The following is a 21,595-nucleotide window of genomic DNA, read 5'->3' as shown; positions in this document are numbered from 1 at the left end:
CCGTCATGCGCGGCCGCGTCACGGCGGATTCTCCGGGCGGTCGAACGGGCGCGGCGCCTGTCGCGGCGGGGCTGACGATGCATTGGCGCGAAAATCAGGTCTTGCCCCAACTTCCCGGACAGCCGATACTCGCGTATTCCGCGAAATACGATCCACCGGCTTCAATCCACGGTAATTCCTATGAGCACGATTCTCGAAAGCCTCCCGACCGGCCAGAAGGTCGGTATCGCCTTCTCCGGCGGCCTGGACACCAGCGCCGCGCTGCACTGGATGAAACTGAAGGGCGCCGTCCCGTACGCATACACGGCGAACCTCGGCCAGCCCGACGAAGACGATTACGATGCGATCCCGAAGCGCGCGATCGAATACGGCGCAGCCGGCGCCCGTCTGATCGACTGCCGCGCCCAGCTCGTCGCCGAAGGCATCGCGGCGCTGCAAAGCGGCGCGTTCCACATCACGACGGCCGGCGTCACCTACTTCAACACGACGCCGATCGGCCGCGCGGTCACGGGCACGATGCTGGTCGCCGCGATGAAGGAAGACGGCGTCAACATCTGGGGCGACGGCAGCACGTACAAGGGCAACGACATCGAGCGTTTCTACCGCTACGGCCTGCTCGTCAACCCCGATCTGAAGATCTACAAGCCGTGGCTCGACCAGACGTTCATCGACGAGCTCGGCGGCCGCGCCGAAATGTCCGAGTTCATGAACCAGGCGGGCTTCGCGTACAAGATGTCGGCCGAGAAGGCGTATTCGACCGACTCGAACCTGCTCGGCGCGACGCACGAAGCGAAGGATCTGGAAAGCCTCGAGAGCGGCATCAAGATCGTCAACCCGATCATGGGCGTCGCGTTCTGGCGCGACGACGTGAAGATCGCCGCCGAAGAAGTGACGGTGCGCTTCGAAGCCGGCCAGCCGGTTGCGCTGAACGGCGTCGAGTTCAAGGATCAGGTCGAGCTGCTGCTGGAAGCGAACCGCATCGGCGGCCGCCACGGGCTCGGCATGAGCGACCAGATCGAGAACCGGATCATCGAGGCGAAGAGCCGCGGCATCTACGAGGCTCCGGGGCTCGCGCTGCTGTACATCGCGTACGAGCGTCTCGTCACCGGCATCCACAACGAAGACACGATCGAGCAGTACCGCGAGAACGGCCGCCGTCTCGGCCGCCTGCTGTATCAAGGCCGCTGGTTCGACCCGCAGGCGATCATGCTGCGCGAAACCGCGCAACGCTGGGTCGCGCGCGCGATCACCGGCGAAGTGAAGATCGAACTGCGCCGCGGCAACGACTACTCGATCCTGAGCACGAAGTCGCCGAACCTCACGTATCAGCCGGAACGCCTGTCGATGGAGAAGGTTGCGTCGACGTTCTCGCCGCGCGACCGGATCGGCCAGCTGACGATGCGCAACCTCGACATCACCGATACGCGCGACAAACTGCGCATTTATGCGCAAGTCGGTCTGCTGACGCCGGGTGAATCGTCGGCGCTGCCGCAGATCAAGAGCGACAGCGGCGAGTAAGCCGGTCGTTGTTGTGGGCTGCCGGGCGGCGGGAAGCCGGCCGGCAGCTTGTGGTTTCCTTCTTCCCTTTCTTCCCCTTCATTGGCGTCCGTTGCAGACGCTGTCCCATCGGCCGGCAACGCGATCGCTTTCCTGCGCCGCCCGCTTCAGTCGTTTCGGCTCGGACGCGGCAACTGTGCGGTCGTGCCGATCAGCCCGAACCCGGCCGCTGCGCCGCCGAGATTGAAGACCTCGACACCGTCGCAGGCTCATCGCCTGCGCCCCCCGCCTCATAGCGAGAAGAAATCGACCTTGAGCCGCGGCACGTAGTTCGACATGTCGGTGTAGTACTGGATCACCTGGTCATGAAACTGATCGAACGCGTGCTTCACGTCGTGCATGTGGTTGATCGCGACGTGCGCGGCGTCGGCCGACACGTCGGTTGTGTGCGCAAGCGCCTGCTCCAGCAGGCCCGCATGGCCCGCGCCGACGTCGATGCGCATATGGCGCATCAGGCCGTCGAACACGTCCGCATCGAGCCCGGCGGCGCGCGCGATCTCGCGCCACGCGCCGCGCGCGCCGGCCTCGTCCTCGGGGCTCGCCTCGATCAGCTTCAGGCAGCACAGGTAACCGAGCGACGACGCGCGGCCGACCTCGCACAGCATGTTCACGAGCGACAGCGTGCCGATCACCGGATGCGCGTCGCGGATCTGCTCGCGCGGAATGCCCAGCTTCTCGACCGACGCAGCGATCAGCCCGTGATGCGCGTACTCGTCGGCCAGGTAGCCGCACAGCAGCTCGGCCGTCGCCTGATCGCGGCAATGCGCGATCGCTGCACCGACGTGACGCGGCGCGAGCCGGACAAAGTGGTAGGTCTCGAGCAGCAGCCCGGCGATCAGATCGCGGCTTGCCTCGCCTCGCTCGAGCATGCCGAACAACCGGTGATAGCCGATCTGCGCGCGCCACATCCGCGTGCTGCGCTCGACCCGCTCGAGAAAATCCGCCACGGCGATCGTGGCGGCCGGCTGTTCGCGGCGCAGCAGGCCCAGTTCGTCCAGTTGCCCGACGATCGTCCGCACGCTGCCGATCGACACGTCCGAACGCTGCGCGATGTCATCGAGCGTATGTCGCCCGTCCAGGTAGCGCTTCATGCGCAGGAACGCGTCGCGGCTGCCCTGCACCTGCTCGAGCTCGAAACGCTCGTCGCCTACGATCATCGCCAGCCGCTCGCCGGCCAGCGCCACGAGCGTGCAATGCCGCAGCCTCGGCCGCACGCAGATTTCCGTCATCTCGCCCATGTCTTCGTCTCCGGTTGTTCGACCATCGTCCGATGCACTTTTCGAAACGATCGACGCATGCGCTGATTAAGAGAAAATAATCGCACGGGCGATTAAATCAATCTTGTATTGCGCAAACGTTGCACTAGATTATCTCCATGATTCCGCCAATTCAAGAAATCAGCGGACGTTTAAAATAAAGTTCGTTTTTACAAGAATATAAATAGGGGCCCCTTCCTTGGAATCATCCCAACCCATTTGAAGATCGGAGATGCCGCCGCTCCGGTGCCGCCTGGCCGCGGCACGGCTGCGTGCCGCGCTAATGGCGGCGGGGCGCTTGCGCCCGTTCTCATCGTCGGAGGTTGCTATGAGTGAACCGCTTACTGTCATCGTGCCACGAGGCACCAAGGTCGCCGTCAAGGAAGTCGACGCTTTGCAGACGGTCGACCCGCGCGCCGGCGCCGATCGTCACGCGCTGATCGTCGGCGGGGCCGATCTCAAGATTGCGATTGCAAAACATGCGGACGGTCAGCCGCTTTCGGCACGGGCCGCGTTCATGACCATGTGCGGATGAATATCAGTTAACGAATCGTCCGCACGACGGATGAAAAGGAATATATCCGATATTCAAATTGCATTCCGGATTTCACTGTAAATCACCCAGCCCGATTATTCGAATCAGGCCGGAGCTCCTTTAATTTTCAAAACGGTGATCGATATGGCAAATACCCATCAGCCCACGGTTCATGAAGTGAAGAACGCCGAACCGGCCAAGAACGTGTTCGACGGCCACAAGGTGGATCTCTACATCAATACGGGCACGCTCGGCGGCAAGCACTACCTTGTCACCGTCAACAAGCCCGATGGCACGCCGACGCTGATCGCGATCCACCTGTAATCGCCGCGGCACCGATTCAGCCAGTTGCGGGGCGAGCCGCGCGCCCGCCCCGTGCGCCCACTTCGGGAGTCTCATCATGGAACAGATCGAATCGCCCGCATCCCGTCCGCGGCTGGTGACGCCGGTGACGCTGGGGCACGTCGACGCGCTGCCCGACGGCCCGCACGCCGCCGCCGCGCTGGCCCGCACGCTCGACCAGTTCGACGGCCGCCGCGATCTCGACGAGATCGCGCGCGACGAGCCCGCGTTGCCGCGCGCGCTGCTCGACGAGCTGGTCGGCACGCTGGACGAGGCCGGCCTGATCGACGACGACGCGCCGGTCGCGAGTCGCGCGGGCGCGGAAGTGATCCTCGAGATCGAGGATCTCGTCGAGCAGTACTGCGAGGAGACGCTCTACCGCAACCCGTTCTGGCGCGCATGCCTCGACACACGCTCGCCGGGCGACCTGCCCGAGCGGCTCGCGATCGGCATGGTGATCGAGAACTGGCACTTCCTGTTCCGCGAAAGCTATTTCGATGCGCCCGTGCTGTCCTACGTGCCGAGCACGCCGGTGCGACTGACGCTCAACCGCTTCTTCTCCGAAGAGTACGGACACGACGAGATCCTGCTGCGCGCGCTGAACTTCGCGGGGCTGAGCCGCGCCGACATGCTCGATGCGATCCCGCTGCCCGAGACGATGGGGCTGTGCAATGCGCTCGCGTACTGGTCGCACAGCGATCCGCTGTTCTTCTTCACGACGCTCGGCTTGCTCGAAGGCCAGGGCATGCAGCACGACAGCTTCATCCAGGCGTGCGAGCGCGCGCAACTGCCCGACGGGCTCGTCGGCCCGCTCAAGACGCACGCAACCATCAACCTCAACGCGGCGCACGGCAGCCTGACACGCGCGATCTTTCACGACGTGCCGGTGCTCGATGCCGCCACCGTCGCACGCATGAAGGCCCAGTTGCGGCTGTTCGTCGAGCTCTACGACGACTTCTACACGGCCGTCTGGCACTACTACACATCCGACGCGCCGCTGCTGCGGCGCGTGTCCGACCTGTGAGGCAACCACCATGGACAGCTCGCTCGCAGCTCCCGCGATGCCGAAATTCCGTGGCATCGTGACCTCGCAGCTCACGGATAGCGGCGCCGTGCTGAGCGCCGGCGGCCGGCAATGCGCGTTCCGCTTCGCGCCCGACGAGGCGACCGACGTCGCGCGCCTGATCGGCGATTTGCACGCGGGCGGCATGACGCCCGAGGAACTGGCCGCGCGCTCGCCCCGCATCGCCGACAAGATCCCGCCGCTGCTCGCCGATTTCAACGTGCTGCGCCTGCTGATCGAATCCGATCCGCGCCGCGCCGCTGTGGCGACCAGCGGCGCGCAGCTCTACCGCGACATCCGCCGCATCGCGGAGCGCACCGCCGCGCGCAGCGCACACTCGGCATTCCTGCGCGCGCTGGTCGAACAACGCGCGACGCGCCGCCAGCTGATCGGCTATACGCTCGAGTATTACTGGATCGTGCGCGCGGCGCCGGGGCTGATCGGGCCCGCGCTCGGCTGGGCCGCCAGTCCCGCGGAGCGCACGCTGCTGCAGGACTTCCTGAAATCGGAGCTCGGCCACGACCGGTTTCTCGAGGCGTCGCTGAAGGCCGTGGGGCTCGCCGAGGCGCAGATCGAGCAGCACCAGCCGCTGCCCGCGACGTTCTCGCTCGCGGCCGCGCTCGGCGTGCACGCGCGCCAGCATCCGCTGTCGTTCAAGGCGAGCCTGTTTCTGTTCGAGCGCGCGCAGCCTGCATTCATCGACGCGTTCGACGCGCGCTGCGTCGCGCTCGGCATGCCCGAGGCGTTCTACCGGCCGCTGCGCGCACACGCGGACCTGAACGACACGTACCGGCACGAGGACATCTCGCGGCAGTTGATGGCGCTCGACACCGCGATCGATCCCGAAGCCTGCACGGTCACGAAACGCAACGTCTCGCTGATGGTCGAGACGCTGGTGCGCCAGGAGGACACCATCCTCGCCTACTACGCCGACGACAGCGCGCCGCTGCCGCGCATCTTCCACTGAGGGTCGCCATGGAACTCTGGACATTTCAGCGTTATCAGTCGCCGCGCCTCGTCGTCGACGCGATCCACCACGAGCCCGGCTCGGCGCTCGTCAGCATGCGCGCGGGCGCGCACGAATACCGGCTGGCGTTCGACGCCAGCGACGCCGCGGACCAAATCGCCGCGCAACTCCACAGCCTGACCGACACGGCGTCGCCGCTGTGGTGGACGCTGCGCGAAAGCGAACCCGACTCTGGCTGGCACGCGCTCGGCACGTTTCTCGACACGCATTCGCTGATCGGCGAGGCCGACGACACGGCCGCCGATGCGCTTGCCGCGCAGGCCGAGCGGATCGACTCGTGCATCGCGCAGACGGTCGCGGCCAGCCTCGCCACGCTCGGCGCGGCGCGGCGCGACGCGGTCGCGCGCGATGCCGCGACGCTCCGGCTGCACCTCGATCGACCCGCCTCCGCGCGCACGCTGTTCGACGCGCACGACGATCCGTTCGACGCGCAGGTCGAACCCAACTTCCATCTCGCGCTGCTGCGCATCGAGTTCGAATACTTCCGCCGCGCCGCGCCGCTCACGCTGGCAGCCGTCGCGCTGATGCTCGACGCGTTCTCCGGCGCCCCGCGCGCAAGCGCCGCGGACGACGCGCGGTTCGACACGGCCGGGCTGTACGACGAGCACGACCTGATGTCGCATCTGTGGCTCGTCGCGTCGAGCCTCGTCGCCGCGAGCGGTGAAGACGCGCAGCGGCTGCCGTGCGCGGACGTGCCGGCCGTGTCGCTGTCGAACGGGCTCGAGTTCATGCGACAGACCGAGCTGATCACGCGCGAAACGCTGAACCTCTGGGGCGAGAATCCGTACGTGAGCGCGGTGGACGCGCTGAACGGCGGCTATTCGCCGCTCGTCGCCGGCCCGTTCATCGAGCAGTACCACGTGACGCGGCGCTTCGTGGAAATCATCGCGCCGCTGCTGAGCATGCGGCTCAGCATTCCGCTGCGCACGATGATGCTCCGCTACTACGGCGAGGAATACGGCCACGAGGCGCTCGAAAGCACGACCTGCGAAGCGCTCGGCGTCGCACCGCGCATGCTCGCGCAGATCGTGCCGCTGCCGCTGCACTTCGCGTTCGTCGACGCGCTCACGCTCCTCGCCGATGTCGACCCGGTGTCGTCGTTCGCCGCGATCATGGTCGTCGAGGGCATCTTCGGCGAGCCGCCGAAGATGTCGCTGCGCCTGATGGCGGCGGTCAAGGACAACGACGCGTTCCACAGCGTGTCCGGCGACCACGAGGAACTGAACGAATCGCTGAACCACAACAGCATCTCGCGCGACACGTTCGAGCAGATCGCCGCGATCGATCCCGTGCGCCAGACGATCGCGATGCGCCGCATCCTGTTCCTGCTCGAACTGAACCACCGCGCGTGGAGCGGCATCGCCGGCTTTTACGGCGCGCAGCCGACGCTCGCGCTGCACGGCCCGTACGGCCGGCTGCTCGACCCGCGCGGCTGACGGCGCCGCGCCAGCTCACACGCACGAGGAGAAGCCCGTGGACGAACGCTACGACTACATCGTCATCGGTTCCGGCTCGGCGGGCAGCATCGTCGCCGGGCGGCTCGCCGACAACCCGTCGATCAAGGTGCTCCTGCTCGAGGCCGGGCCGCTCGCGTCGCATTTCCCGCCGATCCGCGACCCGAACCAGATCAACTGCCTGTACCGCATCGGCGCGATTCACTGGGGTTACAAAAGCGTGCCGCAGACGCGCATGAACGATCGCGTGATGGACGTCTGGCGGGCGAAGGTGACGGGCGGCTGCACCGCGCACAACGACATGGTCTACGTGCGCGGCGCGCCTGCCGACTTCGATCAGTGGGCGAGCCGGTACGGCTGCGACGGCTGGCGCTACCAGGACGTCGCGCCGCACTTCGAGCAGGTCGAACGCATGCTGCAACCGACCACCACGACGCGCAACGCGTTCGGCGAGGCGTTCGTGAGCGCGAGCGAGCAGCTCGGCCACCGCTACAACCCGAACTACAACGACGGGCGGCCGATGGCCGGCGTGTCGCCGCTACGCTCGACCATCGACACGCGCTTCCAGCGCGTGACGAGCTACCAGCGCTACGTCGAGCCGCTGCTCGCGCGGCAGTCGAATCTGACGCTCGCCGCCGAATCGCTCGTCGAACGGATCGAGTTCAACGGCACGCGGCGCGCGGCCGCGGTGCACTACGTCCGCGGCGGCGCGCGCGTACGTGCGATCGCCGACCGGGAAATCCTGCTGTGCGCGGGCGCGATCAACTCGCCGCAGATCCTGATGCGCTCGGGCGTCGGCGACGCCGCGCAATTGCGGCAACTCGGCATCCCCGTGCAGATGGACCTGCCGGGCGTGGGCGCCAACCTGATGGACGCGTTGATCTTCCAGGGCATCTGGACGTCGCGGCAGCCGATCCTCGACCAGCCCGTCAACGAGGGCTACGCGATCGTCTGGGCGAACGCGAATGCCGACGGCCAGCCGGCCAATGCAGCCGAGATGATGCGCGGACGCTATACGTGCGGCCAGTCCGAGGAGGAACTGCGCAGTTTCTATTCGGTGACGGGCGACATGATGCGGCTACAAAGCCGGGGCCGCGTCGCGCTGCGCTCGGCCGATCCGACTGCCGCGCCGCTGATCGACATGAACTTCCTGTCGGCGCCGGGCGACTTCGAGCAATGCGTGCAGGGCTTCGAGCTGATGCGCTCGCTCGGCAACGCGCCCGGGCTGTCGGCCTGGCGCGGCGAGGAGCAGACGCCCGGCCCATCGGTGCGCACGCCCGCCGAGATCCGCAACTGGATCCTGAGCAATGCGGGCTCGCTCAGCCATCCGGCCGGCACGTGCAGGATGGGCACCGGCAACGATGCTGTGGTCGATCCGCAGTTGCGCGTTCACGGGGTCGAGGCGCTGCGGGTCATCGATGTGTCGATCATGCCGCGCATCACGTCCGGGCATACGCAGGGGCCGGCGTTGATGATCGGGGAGAAAGGGGCTGCGTTGGTGTTGGGGGGTGGGTGATGGCGTGCGTGGATCGATACGCATGCGTTTGCGCGGGTTATGGTTCTTGGAATGTGCCGCGTCAAGAAAATATCCGCTTAGCTTGTTTTCGAGGCTGGACGTATCGAAGCCAACGCTGTTTGTGGCAACGACCGGAGCGCGTCAAGTGCGTCAATGAAGTCTGATCATCCTTGGTAATCCTCAAACTCCCACGCGGAAATGGATCATTCACGTATCGGCTTTAGCCACAGCCCTGTGAGTTGTTCATTTGTCAGTGACGCACCTGCGTTGGCTGCGAATTCCACGATGACATCTGCCGTATCACCGACGCCGGTATATAACCACCCAGACTCGCGGTGGAAATGTGTCTGCCATTCCGTGCCTCCAGGTAAGTCGACCGCAGCTCCGGGCACGAGAACGGAAATATCCGCGAGGAACAATCGGCCTGGACAAGTATTTGGAGGGACCATAACTCGATCTGTCCATCGCGTGTGTGGAAACAAGCCCCACGGAAATAGTATTTCGCCGGTTTCTACGGATACCTCCAATTGAAGCGTACCAATCGAAATAGATCCAGTTCGGGAGCCCGAACTCGGCTGTTTAATTCATTTTCCCTCGGAACGAAGTCGAACGAGTACTCAGCTTGGCAGTACACCAGCTGCCCGGCGAGTACGCGGCCAGATTTCCATGTAAATCTCATTTCGGGCCGCTTTTAAAAAGGAAATGGATAACCGTCTTGGCACTTGGATTCACAACAATTCATATGTGCCTGCCGTACCGTTCATAGTTCCTGGTGAATCCCAGAGGGGTGCCCCGGCACTCCGCCTGGGTCAGGGACTGGCGTAGTCGAGTCCATAATGCTCTGCATCAGAAGCCGCGCATCCCCGTAGAGACGAACCGATGTCCCGCCGCCGCTCACCTCACCAACGCGATTCTGCACCGTTTTCGACCACCGCAATCTGTTGGAGGGCAAGGTCCGAATAACTTGAGATCGACGTCGGCGCAAGCGAGCCGAACAAACCGACTACAATCCCCCCATCCCCGCCGCTGCGCCAACCCTGCCGGAGCCGCCATGTTCGACCTGACCACGCTGACCACCTTCACCGCCGTCGTCCTGGGTCTGTTCCTGATCCCCGGCCCCGCCGTACTGCTCGTCCTCAGCCGCACCGTACAGGGCGGCCGCAAGACCGGCATCCTGACCGGCTTGGGCGTCGCCAGCGGCGACTTCGTGCATACGCTGTTCGCGGCCGTCGGTTTGTCGGCGCTGCTGATGACGTCCGCGCTCGCGTTCAACGTCGTGAAGTGGGTCGGCGCCGCCTACCTGATCTACCTCGGCGTGCGTGCGCTGATCGAGAAGCCGTCCGACCCGTCGCTGCCGAAGCTGTCGCCCGTCACGCCGCTGAAGGCGTACCTGCAGGCCATCCCCGCCGAAGTGCTGAACCCGAAAACCGCACTGTTCTTCCTCGCGTTCATGCCGCAGTTCGTGCATCCGGAACGCGGCTCGACGTTCGTGCAGTTCGCCGTGCTCGGCCTGATCTTCGTCGCGCTCAGCTCGCTCTACACGACGCTGATCGCCTGCTCGGTCCGTCCGCTCGGCCGGCTCGTGAAGCGGCTCGCGTGGCTGACGCGCTGGCAAGGCAAGATCATCGGCTCGATCTTCATCGCGCTCGGCCTGCGCGTCGCGGCTCAGCAGCGTTGATGCATGCGCTGCGCATGATGTCCGACACGGCACGCGCCCGCGAAATCCTCTACACCGACCCGCGCCTCGTCGCGGTCTACGACCTGTTCAACGCGGGCGATCACGACTTCGCGTTCTACGCATCGCGCATCGGCACCGTTCAGCAGCGCATCCTCGATCTCGGCTGCGGCACCGGCCGGTTCGCACGCCGGCTCGCTGCGGCCGGGCACGACGTCGTCGCGATCGATCCGGCCGCCGCGATGATCGAGCATGCACGGCAGCAACCCGGTGCATCCGCGGTGCGCTGGGCCGTCAGCGATCTCGCCGGCCTGTCGCCCGACGCGCGCTTCGATACGGTCGTGATGACCGGCCACGCATTCCAGTGCCTGCTGACCGACGCCGCGATCGACGCCACGCTGCACGGCGTGCGGCGTCTGCTGAACGAGGGCGGACGCTTCATGTTCGAGACACGCAATCCACGTGTCGAACCGTGGCGCAGATGGACGCCGTCTGCGCCCGCATCGCACGTCGAATCGCCCGATTTCGGCCGCGTCGAACTGCATCGCGCGGTCACCGCAATCGACGGTCCGATCGTGTCGTTCGACACGTACTACCGTTTCTGCCGCGACGACATACAGCTGCGAAACACGAGCCGATTGCGCTTCATCGCCCAACCCGATCTGCAAGCACGCGTGACGGCAGCCGGCTTCTCGGCGACGCAATGGTGCGGCGACTGGCAACGCGCGCCATTCGACGACGCGACGAGCGCCGAGATCATCGCAATCTGCCGCGCGTGAGCGCACGGATTCGCACCGCCCGCCACGACATCCCGCTGCGCAGCATTCGCTGAAAACGCACGCGATGCGCCGGCGCACCATAAGCAACAAACGATTCGTTCTAAAGCCCGCAGCGCCCGTGCTCCTATAATCGGCCGACCATCACAACAACGTACGGAGCACCCATGACCGATCAGGCCTCTTCGAACTGGCGCCTTGAAACCATCGCCGTGCACGGCGGCTATCGCCCCGACCCGACCACGCGCGCCGTGGCCGTGCCGATCTATCAGACGGTCGCGTACGCATTCGACGACACGCAGCACGGCGCCGACCTGTTCGACCTGAAGGTCCAGGGCAACATCTACACGCGCATCATGAATCCGACGACGGACGTGCTCGAGCAGCGCATCGCAGCACTCGAGGGCGGCGTCGGCGCGCTCGCGCTCGCGTCGGGCCAGGCGGCCGTCACCTATTCGATCCAGACGATCGCGGAAGCCGGCGACAACATCGTGTCCGCGAGTTCGCTGTACGGCGGCACCTACAACCTGTTCGCGCACACGCTGCCGCAATACGGGATCACGACGCGCTTCGCCGACCCGCGCGATCCGGCGTCGTTCGACGCGCTGATCGACGCGCGCACGAAGGCGATCTTCGCGGAATCGGTGGGCAATCCGCTCGGCAACGTGACCGACATCGCCGCGCTCGCCGACATCGCCCATCGCCACGGCATTCCGCTGATCGTCGACAACACGGTGCCGTCGCCGTACCTGCTGCGTCCGTTCGAGCACGGCGCGGACATCGTCGTGCACTCGCTGACGAAGTATCTCGGCGGCCACGGCACGAGCCTCGGCGGCGCGATCGTCGACTCCGGCAAGTTCCCGTGGGCGCAACATGCAGACCGCTTCAAGCGGCTCAACGAACCCGACGTCAGCTATCACGGCGTCGTGTACACGGAAGCGTTCGGCGCGGCCGCGTATATCGGCCGCGCGCGCGTCGTGCCGCTGCGCAACATGGGCGCGGCGATCTCGCCGTTCAACGCGTTCCAGATCCTGCAGGGCATCGAGACGCTCGCGCTGCGCATCGAGCGGATCAGCGACAACGCGCTGAAGGTCGCCCAGCATCTCGCGCGCCACGAAAACGTCGAATGGGTGAACTACGCGGGGCTGCCCGATCACCCCGATCATCCGCTCGTCGCGCGCTATCTGTCCGGCCGCGCGCCCGGCATCCTGACGTTCGGCGTCAAGGGCGGCCGCGACGGCGGCGCGAAATTCCAGGACGCGCTCAAGCTGTTCACGCGGCTCGTCAACATCGGCGACACGAAGTCGCTCGCGACGCATCCGGCATCGACGACGCACCGCCAGTTGTCGCCGGCCGAACTCGCGAAGGCAGGCGTGAAGGAAGAAACGGTGCGGCTGTCGATCGGCATCGAGCATATCGACGACCTGCTCGCCGATCTCGATCAGGCGCTCGCGCAGCTGTGACGCGAAGCGGCGCGCGCGCGAGCATCGCGTGCGCCGCTGCCTTCATCGCGGCGTCGCCGCGCGGCCGGCGAACGCGCAATGAACGCCGGCCGACGCGCGGGCGTTACCGCGTCGTCGCGGCCGGCGGATACATATCGACGCCGTCCATACGGTCGACGCTACGCCAATCGACGGACATGCGCGACCGCCACGGCGCGCTCGGGCGTCTCACGCATTCACGCACCCCGCCGCTCCCCCAGCCAGTCCAGCAACCGCCGCCCATCGCGCTCGCCGAACCATTGCGCGTGGCCGATCAGGTAACCGTCGTATGCGACGTCGACGATCTCCGGCGCAGCGACGATACAGCCGAAATACGCGACTTCCGACAGCGCGAACTCCGTATGCACGATCGGCAGCATCGCGACGAGCGCCGCATACGCGTCGTCGCTCAACGGCGCAATCGACTCGTAACCGTCGAGCAGCGCGCCGATCTGATCGTATTCGACGCGGCGTGCAGCGGCCGGCGCCAGCCAGTCGATCGCATTGCGCTCGATCGCGAGCGCGAGGTCCATCACCGCGCAGGTGCGATCCGCCAATCCGAAGTCGAGCACCGTGCGCACCAGCGCGCCCGGTGCGGCGTCGGTCCACAGCAGATTCGACGCATGCCAGTCGCCGTGCGTCCACAGCGGCGGCAGCGCGCCCAGCAGCGGCACGAGGCGCGCGTGATACGGGCCGATCCACTTCGCGACATCGCCGCGCCAGTCGCGCGTGCCGAGCGCGCGCGTCAACAGCGGCTGCGCGTCGACCCAGCGGGCGAGCGCGCCGGTCAGATCCGCGCACGACAACACGCAAAAACTCGACAGCAGCGTGCGCACGGGCCGCGCCGGCGCATCGTAGCCGGCCGACGCGCGATGCAGTTCGGCCAGCGCGCGGCCGGCCGCATACGCATGCGACGGATGCGCGAACGGCTTCCACGACATCACGCCGCGATACGCGTCCACGCCCGGCGCGAGCGCATGCACTTCGTAGGTCCATTCGCCCGACGCGAACGCGCTCGCGCCGTCGCGCGCCGCCAGCACGTCCGCGACCGGCACGCCGCGCGCCCGCAGATGGGCGATGAAGCGATGCTCTTCGGCGAGCGCCGCGACGTCGCGCAGGCTCGCGTGATGGCGCTTGACGAACAGTGCGCGCTCGCTGGTGGTGTGGACCAGCACGGCCGCCGAGAACGGTCGCGGGCTGTGCCAGGCGAGCCGCGCCGGTGCGCCGGCGCCGTCGATGCGCGCGAGCACGCCGGCGACTTCGTCGAGCGTCATCAGCGGCCAGTCGCGCTCGGCCTGCTCGCCGTCGACGCCGAATTGCGGCGGCGCGACGTCATGCGTATCGGCTTCACCGCGCACTGCACGCGCGTCCGGCTCGAGAGGAAATGTCATGAACGACGTTGCTCCGTGAGGTGTCAGGCGGCCGGGCTCGTCGCCGCATGCAATGCGTCGGCCGAGCGACGCCAGTCGCGCCAGCCGATCACGGCGAGCGCGATGAACAGCGCATAGAGCCCGGCGGTCAGATACAGCGCCTTGAACACGAACATCCCGACGTACACGACGTTCACGACGATCCACAGTCCCCACGACGCGATGTAGCGTCGCGCGGTCCAGTACTGCGCGACGAGGCTGAACGCGGTCAGCGACGCATCGACGAACGGCAGCGCCGCATCGGTCCAGCGCGCCATCATTCCGCCGAGCAGCGCGCTGCCGACGACCGCCGCGATCAGGTCGGGCAACATCTGCCGCGGCCGCACGCCGGTCACGGGCGCGACGTCGCCGGCCGGCGCAGCGCCCGCGCTGCCGGCGTCCAGCTCACGCTGCGCGATCCAGCGGCGCCAGCCGTACACCTGCAGCACCGCGAACGCGCCCTGCAGCAGCATGTCGGAATAGAGCTTCGCGTCGAAGAAGATCCAGCCGTACAGCGCGACCGACGCGAGGCCGACCGGCCAGCACAGCATGCGCCGCTTCGCGGTCAGCCAGATCGCCAGCGCGCTGACGATCACGCCGGCGATTTCGAGTGGGGACATCGTCTGTGCTCTCCTGGGTAACGGCCGGCGGCGCGCGTCATGCCGCGCACACCGGACGATCAGAAATCATAGGTCAACGATACGCGCGCGGTACGCGGCGCGCCCGGGAACAGGTACGCGTCGCCCTGCTGCTCGCCCGCGTCGCGCCAGTAGAACTTGTTGAACAGGTTGTCGACCGACACGCGTAGCACCGTGCGATGGCCGCCGATCTTCGTCGTATAGCGCGCGCCGAGATTGAACACGAACCACGACGGCACGCGCGCGGTGCCCTCTTCGTTCGCGTTGCGGCCGGCGCTGTACTCGACGCCGCCGAGCAGGTTCAGCCCCGCGACGTGCGGCACAGCGTAGTCCGCATACAGCGACGCGCGCAGCGCCGGCACGTTGATGATCTGGTGCCCCTCGTACGCCGGCGAGCCGGAATCGTAGGCACGCGCGCGAATCGCCGCGACGCTCGCGCTCAGCGCCATGCGCTCGGTCAGCCGGCCGGTCGCACCCAGCTCGATCCCCTGGTGCCGTTGCGTGCCGCGTTGCACGAACGTGTAGCTCGCGCCCGATGCGTCGGGGTCCGCGAACTGGAACGGCTTGCTGATCGAGAACACGGCGGCCATGATGCTCATCCGATCGAGCCAGTCGTATTTCGCGCCGAGTTCGAATTGATGCGACTCGACCGGCGGCAGGAACGCATACGCGTTGGTCGCGCGCACCGGCGCCTGATCGCCGAGCGACAGCGCCTTGCTGTACGACGCATACAGCGACAACGCCGTTACCGGCTTGTAGACGAGCGCGACCTGCGGCAGGAACACCGAGCGATCGGTATGCGTCGCATCGCCGTCGATGCTGTCCCAGCTGCGCTGGCGCAGCAGCACTTCCTTGCCGCCCGCCAGCAGCTGCCAGTGCTCGCCGAGGCTGATGCGATCCAGCCCGAACACGCCGTATTGCCACGCGTCGAGCCGCGGATACGACGGCCCCGGCGTGTTGGGCGACGGCGGGAACGCGACGTCCGGCCCGTAGACGTTCTCGCTGCCCACGTAGTCGTACACGGCATCGGCCATATGCACGACGCGACGCTGCACGCTGATGCCGAGCGTCAGCTCGTGGCGCAGCGGGCCGGTCGCGAACTTGCCGGTGGTGACCGCACGCAGGTCGTCGTTGCGGCGGTATTCGCCCGGGCTGCGGAAGTCGTACACGTCGTAGTCACCGTTCGCGCCGAAGAAGAACGGCGAGGTCGCGCCGCCCGCGCAGCTCGCCGCGTAAGAGCAGCCGTACGGGAACGCGCTGTTGTCGTCGATCATCGTGCGGCTGCGGCCGGCCGCGACGTAGGCTTTCCAGTCGTCGCTGAACTGGTAGTCGAAGCGCGCGTTCAGGTTCAGCGCGTCGGTCGTCACCGGCTTCGCCCACGGCTGCGTGCCGAGCGCCTTCGAGGTCGTCTTGACCGACGGCACGACCGTGCCGCCGAGCAGCTGGTAGCCGGGCGCCGAGCGCTGGATCCACTGCTGGAATTCCGCATTGAGCTGCAGGCTCGCACGCGGGCTGATGTCCCAGTCGGCGGCGATCGAGCCGAACGTGCGCCGTCCGTTCGTGTCGTCGACGTAGGAGTGCATATTCTCCTTCGCCGCATTGATCCGGAAGCCGAACTGATGATCGGCGCCGAAGCGCCGGCCGAGATCCACGGCCGCCGACGTCGAGCCACGGCTGTCGACACCGGCCGTCACGCTCGCGACGTCGGCCGCGCGCTTCGTCACGAAGTTGATCACGCCGCCCGGCGCGACCACGCCGCTGTCGATGCCGGCGAGCCCCTTCAGGATCTCGACGCGCTCCTTGTTTTCGAGCGGCACGTTCTGTTCGCCGGACACCGTCAGGCCGTCGATCCGGATCGCGCTCGCGAGATCGACCGGAAAGCCGCGAATCGCGAAGCCCTCGAAGTAGCCGACCGGCGCATAGTCGTTGACCACCGACGCGTCGTTGCGCAGCACGTCCGACAGGCGCTTCGCCTGCTGATCGTCGATCAGCGCGCGCGTCACGACGCTGACCGACGCGGGCGTGTCGCGCAGCGGCGCATCGTCGAGGCCGGCGACCGACGCTTCGCGCGCGCGCAGCGCGCTGCCGCGTTCGCCGCTGACCGTGATCGCCGGCAGCGTCGCGCCGCCGGCCGCATCGGCATCCGAAGCCGGTCGCGCGTCGCCCGGCGCGGCCGCGGCCTGCGCCGCGAAAAGCGTGATGCCGAGGCCCACGCCCAAGCCGACCTTCGTGCGCCGCCGCCGTGCGGCCAACGCGATTGTTCTATTCACCGTCATCGTTCTGGATGGAAAACTTGCCGCTCGTTCCTGTCGAAACGCGCTGAACCTGGGAAACACGAAGCGCACGCCGCCGCGACGGTGCCGGACAGACGCCGTGCGCGTGCTCGACCCGCCGTGCGTCGGACGCGCCGCGCGATCGGGCCGCGTGCGGGCCGATCGGTCGGGATAGCGCAGGTTGGGGCATCTGAGCCGCTGACGCGCCGGGCGCCGGCCTGGCCGCCGATCGGTGGATCGGCGGCGCAGCGGGCGGCCGGCGGCTTCGCGCGGGCGTGTCGTGCGGGGAACGCTTCGAACGCCGCGGCGCGCGCGGCGGGCCTGTGTGCGCGCCGTTCGTCAGAACGGCGGGATGCCCGTCGCGCGCGGCATCGCGGCGCGGCGCGCATTTTACCGCGGGCACGGGAACGGGTCGGGGAATGGGGTGAAGCTCGCGCTGCGCGCCAGGCAGGTGAAGCGGGACGACGCGATTGAAGCGAGGAGAACGACTAGAGCGAAGGACGCGCCGCAGCGGCGCTCGCCGGGCAACGTGCAACGCCCGGGCGAACCGCGAAACGCGCGCGACGACTCGCGCGCGTTTCGGCCATCGTTCAGAACCCCTGCATCGTCGCGGTCGGATCGGCGACCAGATGAACGACGCCGTAGATCACCGCGCCGACCAGCACGGCGAGCACGATCGCGACGAACGGCAGCAGCGTGAAATTGACGTTCGCGAGGTCGGACGCGTGCGACTTGCTGTTGCGCACGCCGAAGAAACTCCACAGAACCAGACGGATCATGCTGAACAGTTTCATGATGTTGCTCCTTTGTTCGATCGGTTGACGCTATCGTCGGTCCGACAGGTCTCCGGAAAAAGAAGCAGTTGCGCGCGGTTTTAGCGCAGCACGCGTCGTGCGACGGCGTGTCGCAGCGTTGCCGCGCGTGCGTCAACGGTCGAGCACGAGCGGCTCGTCGGCCCGTGCGGCCGGCTGCGCGACGCACAGCAGCGCGCAGCCGGGTTCGACCGCTGCGTCGTATGCGTGCAGGTAGTCGACCGCGCCGGACAGCACACGCGTCGCGCAGGTCCCGCACGAGCCGGCGCGGCAATCCGACGGCACCGTCACGCCGCGGCTTTCGGCGAATTCGAGCAGCGTGCCGTCGATGCGGCCCGCGCCGTCGCGCTGCGCGCGGCTGTCGAAGCAGTGCAGCGACACGCGCGCATCGGCATGTGCGAGACGCGCGAGCTCGGCGGCGAACGGCCGGTCGGCCGCGTCGCGCGCACCGTGCACGAACACCACGCGGCGCGACGCGCTGTCGTCGGCCAGCGCGCGTCGCAGCATCGCCATCATCGGCGTGATGCCGATGCCGGCCGACACCAGCACGGCCGGTCGCGGGCTTGCGACGTCGAACGTGAAGCGGCCGCGCGGCATCTGCGCGTCGAGCGTCATGCCGGCGCGCGCGTGGTCGTGCAGCCACGCCGACACGCGCCCTTCCCGCTTCACGGTGATCCGGTAATGGGCGGCGCCGGGCGCATCCGACAGCGTGTAGCTGCGGATCGCCGGCGCATCGCCGCCCGGCAGTGCGACGCGCAGCGTCAGATGCTGACCGGCTTCGTATGCGGGCAGCGCGGCGCCGTCCGCCGCGTCGAAATGAAACGAGCGGATCGCGCGCGCTTCGTCGACGATCTTCGCGACGCGCAGCGCGCGCCAGCCGGACGCCGACGGCGCGGCGGATGCGGGCGTCGGCACATGCGACGCCGCCGCTTGCGAAGCCGTCGCGGCCGGCGCTCGCGTCGCCGCCGCAAACTGCGGCGCCCGCTCGACGGGCGACCAGCGCAACGGCAGCACGCGACGCGTGCGCCGCACTTCGCGCACCCGAAAACGCACGACGCGCTGCGCGCCGTCGAACGACGCGACGAGCGGCCCGTCCCACACGATCTCCGCATCGGCGGCGACGTACAGCAGGTCGCCGCTGTCGAAGTCGACGAACAGCAGGCCCGCGCGCGGATCGAGCTGCAGATTGCCGAGCGTGTTGAAGAAGCGGTTGCCGCTGAAATCGGGCGTGGTCAGCGTGTGGGCGTCGTCGACGCGCACGAAGCCCGGCATCCCGCCGCGATGCGACACGTCGGCGCCGCGCGCGGGGCCGGCCGCCGCCGCCGTGTTCGCGCTCGCGACGAAGAACGTATCGGCCTGCGCGAGCAGCACGCGATCGGCGTCGCTCAGCCGGTCCGACACCTCGGGCGCCGCATCAGCCGCGGACCGCTCGCCCTCACGCGGCACGCGCACCGGCTTGCGCGCCTGGATGTACTTCGCGCAATTGCCGAAGCTCTGGTCGACCGCAACCGTCAGCGCACCGCCGTCGACCGCGCGCACGACGCCGTTCACGCGATTGCGCCGACGCGTATCGAACTCGATGCCGAGCCCGCCGAACGGCACGCCGGGCCGCCACGTGCCGGCGAGCGGATCGCCGGGCAACGCATCGCCGTCGATGCGCAGCGTGCGCGGGTCCGGCGCCGTCACGAAGCCCGGCATGCCGACCCGCAGCGTCGCCCACGGCTGGCCGTGCGCATCGACGCCGCCGAGCACGAACAACGGCAGCTGCGCAAAGAAGGCCCGGTGCTGGTCCGGCATGAAGCGGCGAATGCCGCGCCGGCCGCCCGCACCGGCGGCCTCGGTCACGCCGGCACGCTGCTGCACGGCGAGCTCGCCCGCATGAAACGGCGGCACCTCGAGTTCCCAGCCCGGTACGGCGGCGCTCGGCGCGATCATCTCGTTCTCCCGGTGGTTACGCGTGTCGATCCGCCGCGCGTCACGCGGCGAGCAAGCCGGCGCGCGTCGCCGGCATCCCGACGAAACCCGGCAGCGCCTCGACGCGCGCGAGCCACGCGCGCACGTGCGGATACGGCTCGAGCGACACGCCGCCTTCCGGCGCGTGCGCGATGTACGTGTACGCGGCGACGTCGGCGATCGTCGGCTGCGCGCCGGCCGCGAACGGCTTGCCGGCCAGCTCGCCGTCGATCGCGGCGAGCACCTTCGCGGCCGTGCGCTTGGCCGCGTCGTGATCGAGCGTCGCGTTGAACACGGTGACGAGCCGCGCGGCCGCCGGCCCCGACGCGATCGGCCCCGCTGCGTACGACAGCCAGCGCTGCACGGTGGCCGCGCCGAGCGCGTCGTCCGGCAGCCAGTGGGCGTCGCCATAGCGCTTCGCGAGATAGACCAGGATCGCGTTCGAATCGGCCAGCACGATGCCGTCGTCGTCGATCACCGGCACCTGGCCGAGCGGGTTGAGCGCGAGGAACGCTGGCTCGCGCTGCGCGCCGCCGGCCAGATCGACGTCGATCGTGTCGAACGGCACGCCGAGCAGCGACAGGAACAGACGGACGCGGTGCGCATGCCCGGACAGCGGGAACGAATAGACGCGAACCGGACGGGCAGGCTGGTTGGCTGCAGACATGGCAAGGCTCCTGGATCTCGCGCCGCCGGAATTCGGCGACGAACGGCCCCAGCGTAACGTGCGCCGTTGCTGCGCAGAAGACGGATAATCGCGGAAACATCATCCTTTTTCATAGGACAATCGACGATGGCCGATCTGCGCGACGTGAACCTGAACCGGCTGGCGATCTTCGTCGCGGTGGTCGATGCCGGCTCGCTGACGGCCGCCGCCGAGCGGCTCGGGCTGGCGAAGACGGTCGTCAGCACGCACATGCAGCGGCTCGAATCCGAGGTCGGCGCGAACCTGCTGGTGCGCACCACGCGGCGCCTGAGCGTGACCGACGGGGGGCGTGCGTTCTACGATGCGTGCCGCGACATCCTGCGTGCGGCGGAAGCCGCGCTCGACGCCGCGTCGTCCGACGCGGGGCCGCTGCGCGGCACGCTGCGCGTGAGCGTGCCGATCGACTACGGCGCGCTGGTGGTCGCGCCGGCGATCGTCGCGTTGCGCGACGCGCATCCGGCGCTCGACGTCGAGCTGATCGCGAACGACCGGGTCGTCGATCTCGTCGCGGACAACCTCGACGTCGCGATCCGCATCGGCCGGCTCGCCGATTCGAACTACCGCGCGGTGCAGCTCGGCGAATACGAGAAATGGCTGGTGGCGAGCCCCGCGTTCGTCGCGCGCTACGGGCTGCCGCGCGATCCGGACGCGCTCGCCGCGCTGCCGTTCGTGATGCTGTCGACGCTGCCGCGCCCGCATACGCTCGAACTCGACCATGCGCGCGGCGCTCACGCGTCGGTGCGCTGCGTCGCGCCGGTCGTCTCGAACACCGCGACCGCGTGCCGCGCGATCGCGCTCGCGGGCGGCGGCTTCGGGCTCCTGACGGATTTCTCGATCGCCGACGACGTGGCGGCCGGCCGGCTGGTGCGGCTGTTGCCCGCGTGGCGCTCGGCGCGGGCCGGGATCCACGCGGTATATCCGTCGACGCGCATGCCGTCGCGGAAAGTGCGCGCGTTCGTCGACGCGATGAAAGCGTGCATCGGAACCGCACGGCCAACCGCACCGGCGCGCGCGACGGCGTCGAAACGCGCGGCGCGGCGCGCGCCCGGAGCGGCTTAGTCACGCGGCCGCATGCCGGTCGGGCAAGTCGGAAAGTTTGAAAGTCGGCGCCTCGCGCGCCTG

At 67.9% G+C, this 21,595-nt stretch carries 18 protein-coding genes; 11 read left to right on the top strand and 7 right to left on the bottom strand.

Annotation, left to right across the window (positions count from 1 at the left end):
- The first annotated feature begins 180 nt into the window (after positions 1 to 180).
- The gene (gene argG, locus MBR110_RS15475) at positions 181 to 1,518 is read left to right on the top strand and encodes an argininosuccinate synthase (RefSeq protein WP_181709405.1); all 1,338 of its coding nucleotides are present in this window, start codon (positions 181 to 183) and stop codon (positions 1,516 to 1,518) included.
- Positions 1,519 to 1,787: 269 nt separating this feature from the next.
- Here argG and MBR110_RS15470 read toward each other — a convergent pair whose 3' ends face one another.
- On the bottom strand, positions 1,788 to 2,795 hold the full coding sequence (locus MBR110_RS15470) for an iron-containing redox enzyme family protein (protein ID WP_045578222.1): 1,008 nt from the start codon (positions 2,793 to 2,795) through the stop codon (positions 1,788 to 1,790).
- A gap of 346 nt (positions 2,796 to 3,141) precedes the next feature.
- Here MBR110_RS15470 and MBR110_RS15465 point away from each other — a divergent pair, with 346 nt between their 5' ends.
- The 9 genes from MBR110_RS15465 to MBR110_RS15425 all read left to right on the top strand — a co-directional run bounded on the left by MBR110_RS15465 (position 3,142) and on the right by MBR110_RS15425 (position 12,664).
- Positions 3,142 to 3,348, top strand: coding sequence for a hypothetical protein (locus MBR110_RS15465; protein ID WP_224019383.1), 207 nt, complete (start codon positions 3,142 to 3,144; stop codon positions 3,346 to 3,348).
- 144 nt (positions 3,349 to 3,492) lie between these two features.
- Positions 3,493 to 3,672 (top strand): hypothetical protein, encoded by a 180-nt coding sequence (locus tag MBR110_RS15460; RefSeq protein ID WP_034194930.1) that lies wholly within the window; start codon positions 3,493 to 3,495, stop codon positions 3,670 to 3,672.
- Positions 3,673 to 3,748: 76 nt separating this feature from the next.
- Positions 3,749 to 4,714, top strand: coding sequence for an iron-containing redox enzyme family protein (locus MBR110_RS15455; protein WP_014724535.1), 966 nt, complete (start codon positions 3,749 to 3,751; stop codon positions 4,712 to 4,714).
- A 37-nt stretch (positions 4,715 to 4,751) separates the two neighbouring features.
- Positions 4,752 to 5,720 carry an iron-containing redox enzyme family protein gene (locus MBR110_RS15450; protein WP_059475515.1) on the top strand — a complete coding sequence of 323 codons (969 nt, stop codon included), beginning with the start codon at positions 4,752 to 4,754 and terminating at the stop codon, positions 5,718 to 5,720.
- Between the two features lie 8 nt (positions 5,721 to 5,728).
- Positions 5,729 to 7,216 carry a hypothetical protein gene (locus tag MBR110_RS15445; RefSeq protein WP_059475511.1) on the top strand — a complete coding sequence of 496 codons (1,488 nt, stop codon included), beginning with the start codon at positions 5,729 to 5,731 and terminating at the stop codon, positions 7,214 to 7,216.
- A 37-nt stretch (positions 7,217 to 7,253) separates the two neighbouring features.
- The gene (locus tag MBR110_RS15440; protein ID WP_181709404.1) at positions 7,254 to 8,750 is read left to right on the top strand and encodes a GMC family oxidoreductase; all 1,497 of its coding nucleotides are present in this window, start codon (positions 7,254 to 7,256) and stop codon (positions 8,748 to 8,750) included.
- A 1,051-nt stretch (positions 8,751 to 9,801) separates the two neighbouring features.
- The gene (locus MBR110_RS15435; protein ID WP_059453435.1) at positions 9,802 to 10,428 is read left to right on the top strand and encodes a LysE family translocator; all 627 of its coding nucleotides are present in this window, start codon (positions 9,802 to 9,804) and stop codon (positions 10,426 to 10,428) included.
- Complete coding sequence (locus MBR110_RS15430) at positions 10,428 to 11,204, top strand: class I SAM-dependent methyltransferase (RefSeq protein ID WP_011881441.1); 777 nt, start codon at positions 10,428 to 10,430, stop codon at positions 11,202 to 11,204. The genes MBR110_RS15435 and MBR110_RS15430 overlap by 1 nt, the downstream gene beginning before the upstream one ends.
- 164 nt (positions 11,205 to 11,368) lie before the next feature.
- Positions 11,369 to 12,664 (top strand): O-acetylhomoserine aminocarboxypropyltransferase/cysteine synthase family protein, encoded by a 1,296-nt coding sequence (locus MBR110_RS15425; RefSeq protein ID WP_011881440.1) that lies wholly within the window; start codon positions 11,369 to 11,371, stop codon positions 12,662 to 12,664.
- A gap of 215 nt (positions 12,665 to 12,879) precedes the next feature.
- On the opposite strand, the gene MBR110_RS15420 is transcribed toward MBR110_RS15425, so the two are convergent.
- The 6 genes from MBR110_RS15420 to MBR110_RS15395 form a co-directional block, all read right to left on the bottom strand.
- Positions 12,880 to 14,073: a phosphotransferase enzyme family protein gene (locus MBR110_RS15420; RefSeq protein ID WP_059889979.1), complete on the bottom strand. Its 1,194-nt coding sequence runs from the start codon at positions 14,071 to 14,073 to the stop codon at positions 12,880 to 12,882.
- 23 nt (positions 14,074 to 14,096) lie between these two features.
- Positions 14,097 to 14,711, bottom strand: a complete 615-nt coding sequence (gene pnuC, locus MBR110_RS15415; RefSeq protein ID WP_011881438.1) for a nicotinamide riboside transporter PnuC — start codon at positions 14,709 to 14,711, stop codon at positions 14,097 to 14,099.
- Between the two features lie 59 nt (positions 14,712 to 14,770).
- Positions 14,771 to 17,005, bottom strand: a complete 2,235-nt coding sequence (locus tag MBR110_RS15410) for a TonB-dependent siderophore receptor (protein ID WP_181709403.1) — start codon at positions 17,003 to 17,005, stop codon at positions 14,771 to 14,773.
- Between the two features lie 587 nt (positions 17,006 to 17,592).
- On the bottom strand, positions 17,593 to 17,796 hold the full coding sequence (locus MBR110_RS15405; protein WP_011881436.1) for a DUF2970 domain-containing protein: 204 nt from the start codon (positions 17,794 to 17,796) through the stop codon (positions 17,593 to 17,595).
- 132 nt (positions 17,797 to 17,928) lie between these two features.
- Positions 17,929 to 19,749, bottom strand: a complete 1,821-nt coding sequence (locus MBR110_RS15400) for a 2Fe-2S iron-sulfur cluster-binding protein (RefSeq protein WP_181709402.1) — start codon at positions 19,747 to 19,749, stop codon at positions 17,929 to 17,931.
- Positions 19,750 to 19,789: 40 nt separating this feature from the next.
- Entirely contained in the window at positions 19,790 to 20,434 is a 645-nt protein-coding gene (locus tag MBR110_RS15395) for a glutathione S-transferase family protein (protein ID WP_011881434.1), read from the bottom strand.
- A 126-nt stretch (positions 20,435 to 20,560) separates the two neighbouring features.
- Between MBR110_RS15395 and MBR110_RS15390 the strand changes: the two genes are divergently transcribed.
- On the top strand, positions 20,561 to 21,532 hold the full coding sequence (locus MBR110_RS15390; protein WP_181709401.1) for a LysR family transcriptional regulator: 972 nt from the start codon (positions 20,561 to 20,563) through the stop codon (positions 21,530 to 21,532).
- Positions 21,533 to 21,595 lie beyond the last annotated feature (63 nt).

It is taken from the genome of Burkholderia sp. MBR-1, assembly GCF_013822785.1.
Classification (GTDB): domain Bacteria; phylum Pseudomonadota; class Gammaproteobacteria; order Burkholderiales; family Burkholderiaceae; genus Burkholderia; species Burkholderia vietnamiensis.
The sequence above is the reverse complement of the archived record's forward strand: the minus strand, read 5'-3'. Positions and strand labels throughout refer to the sequence as shown.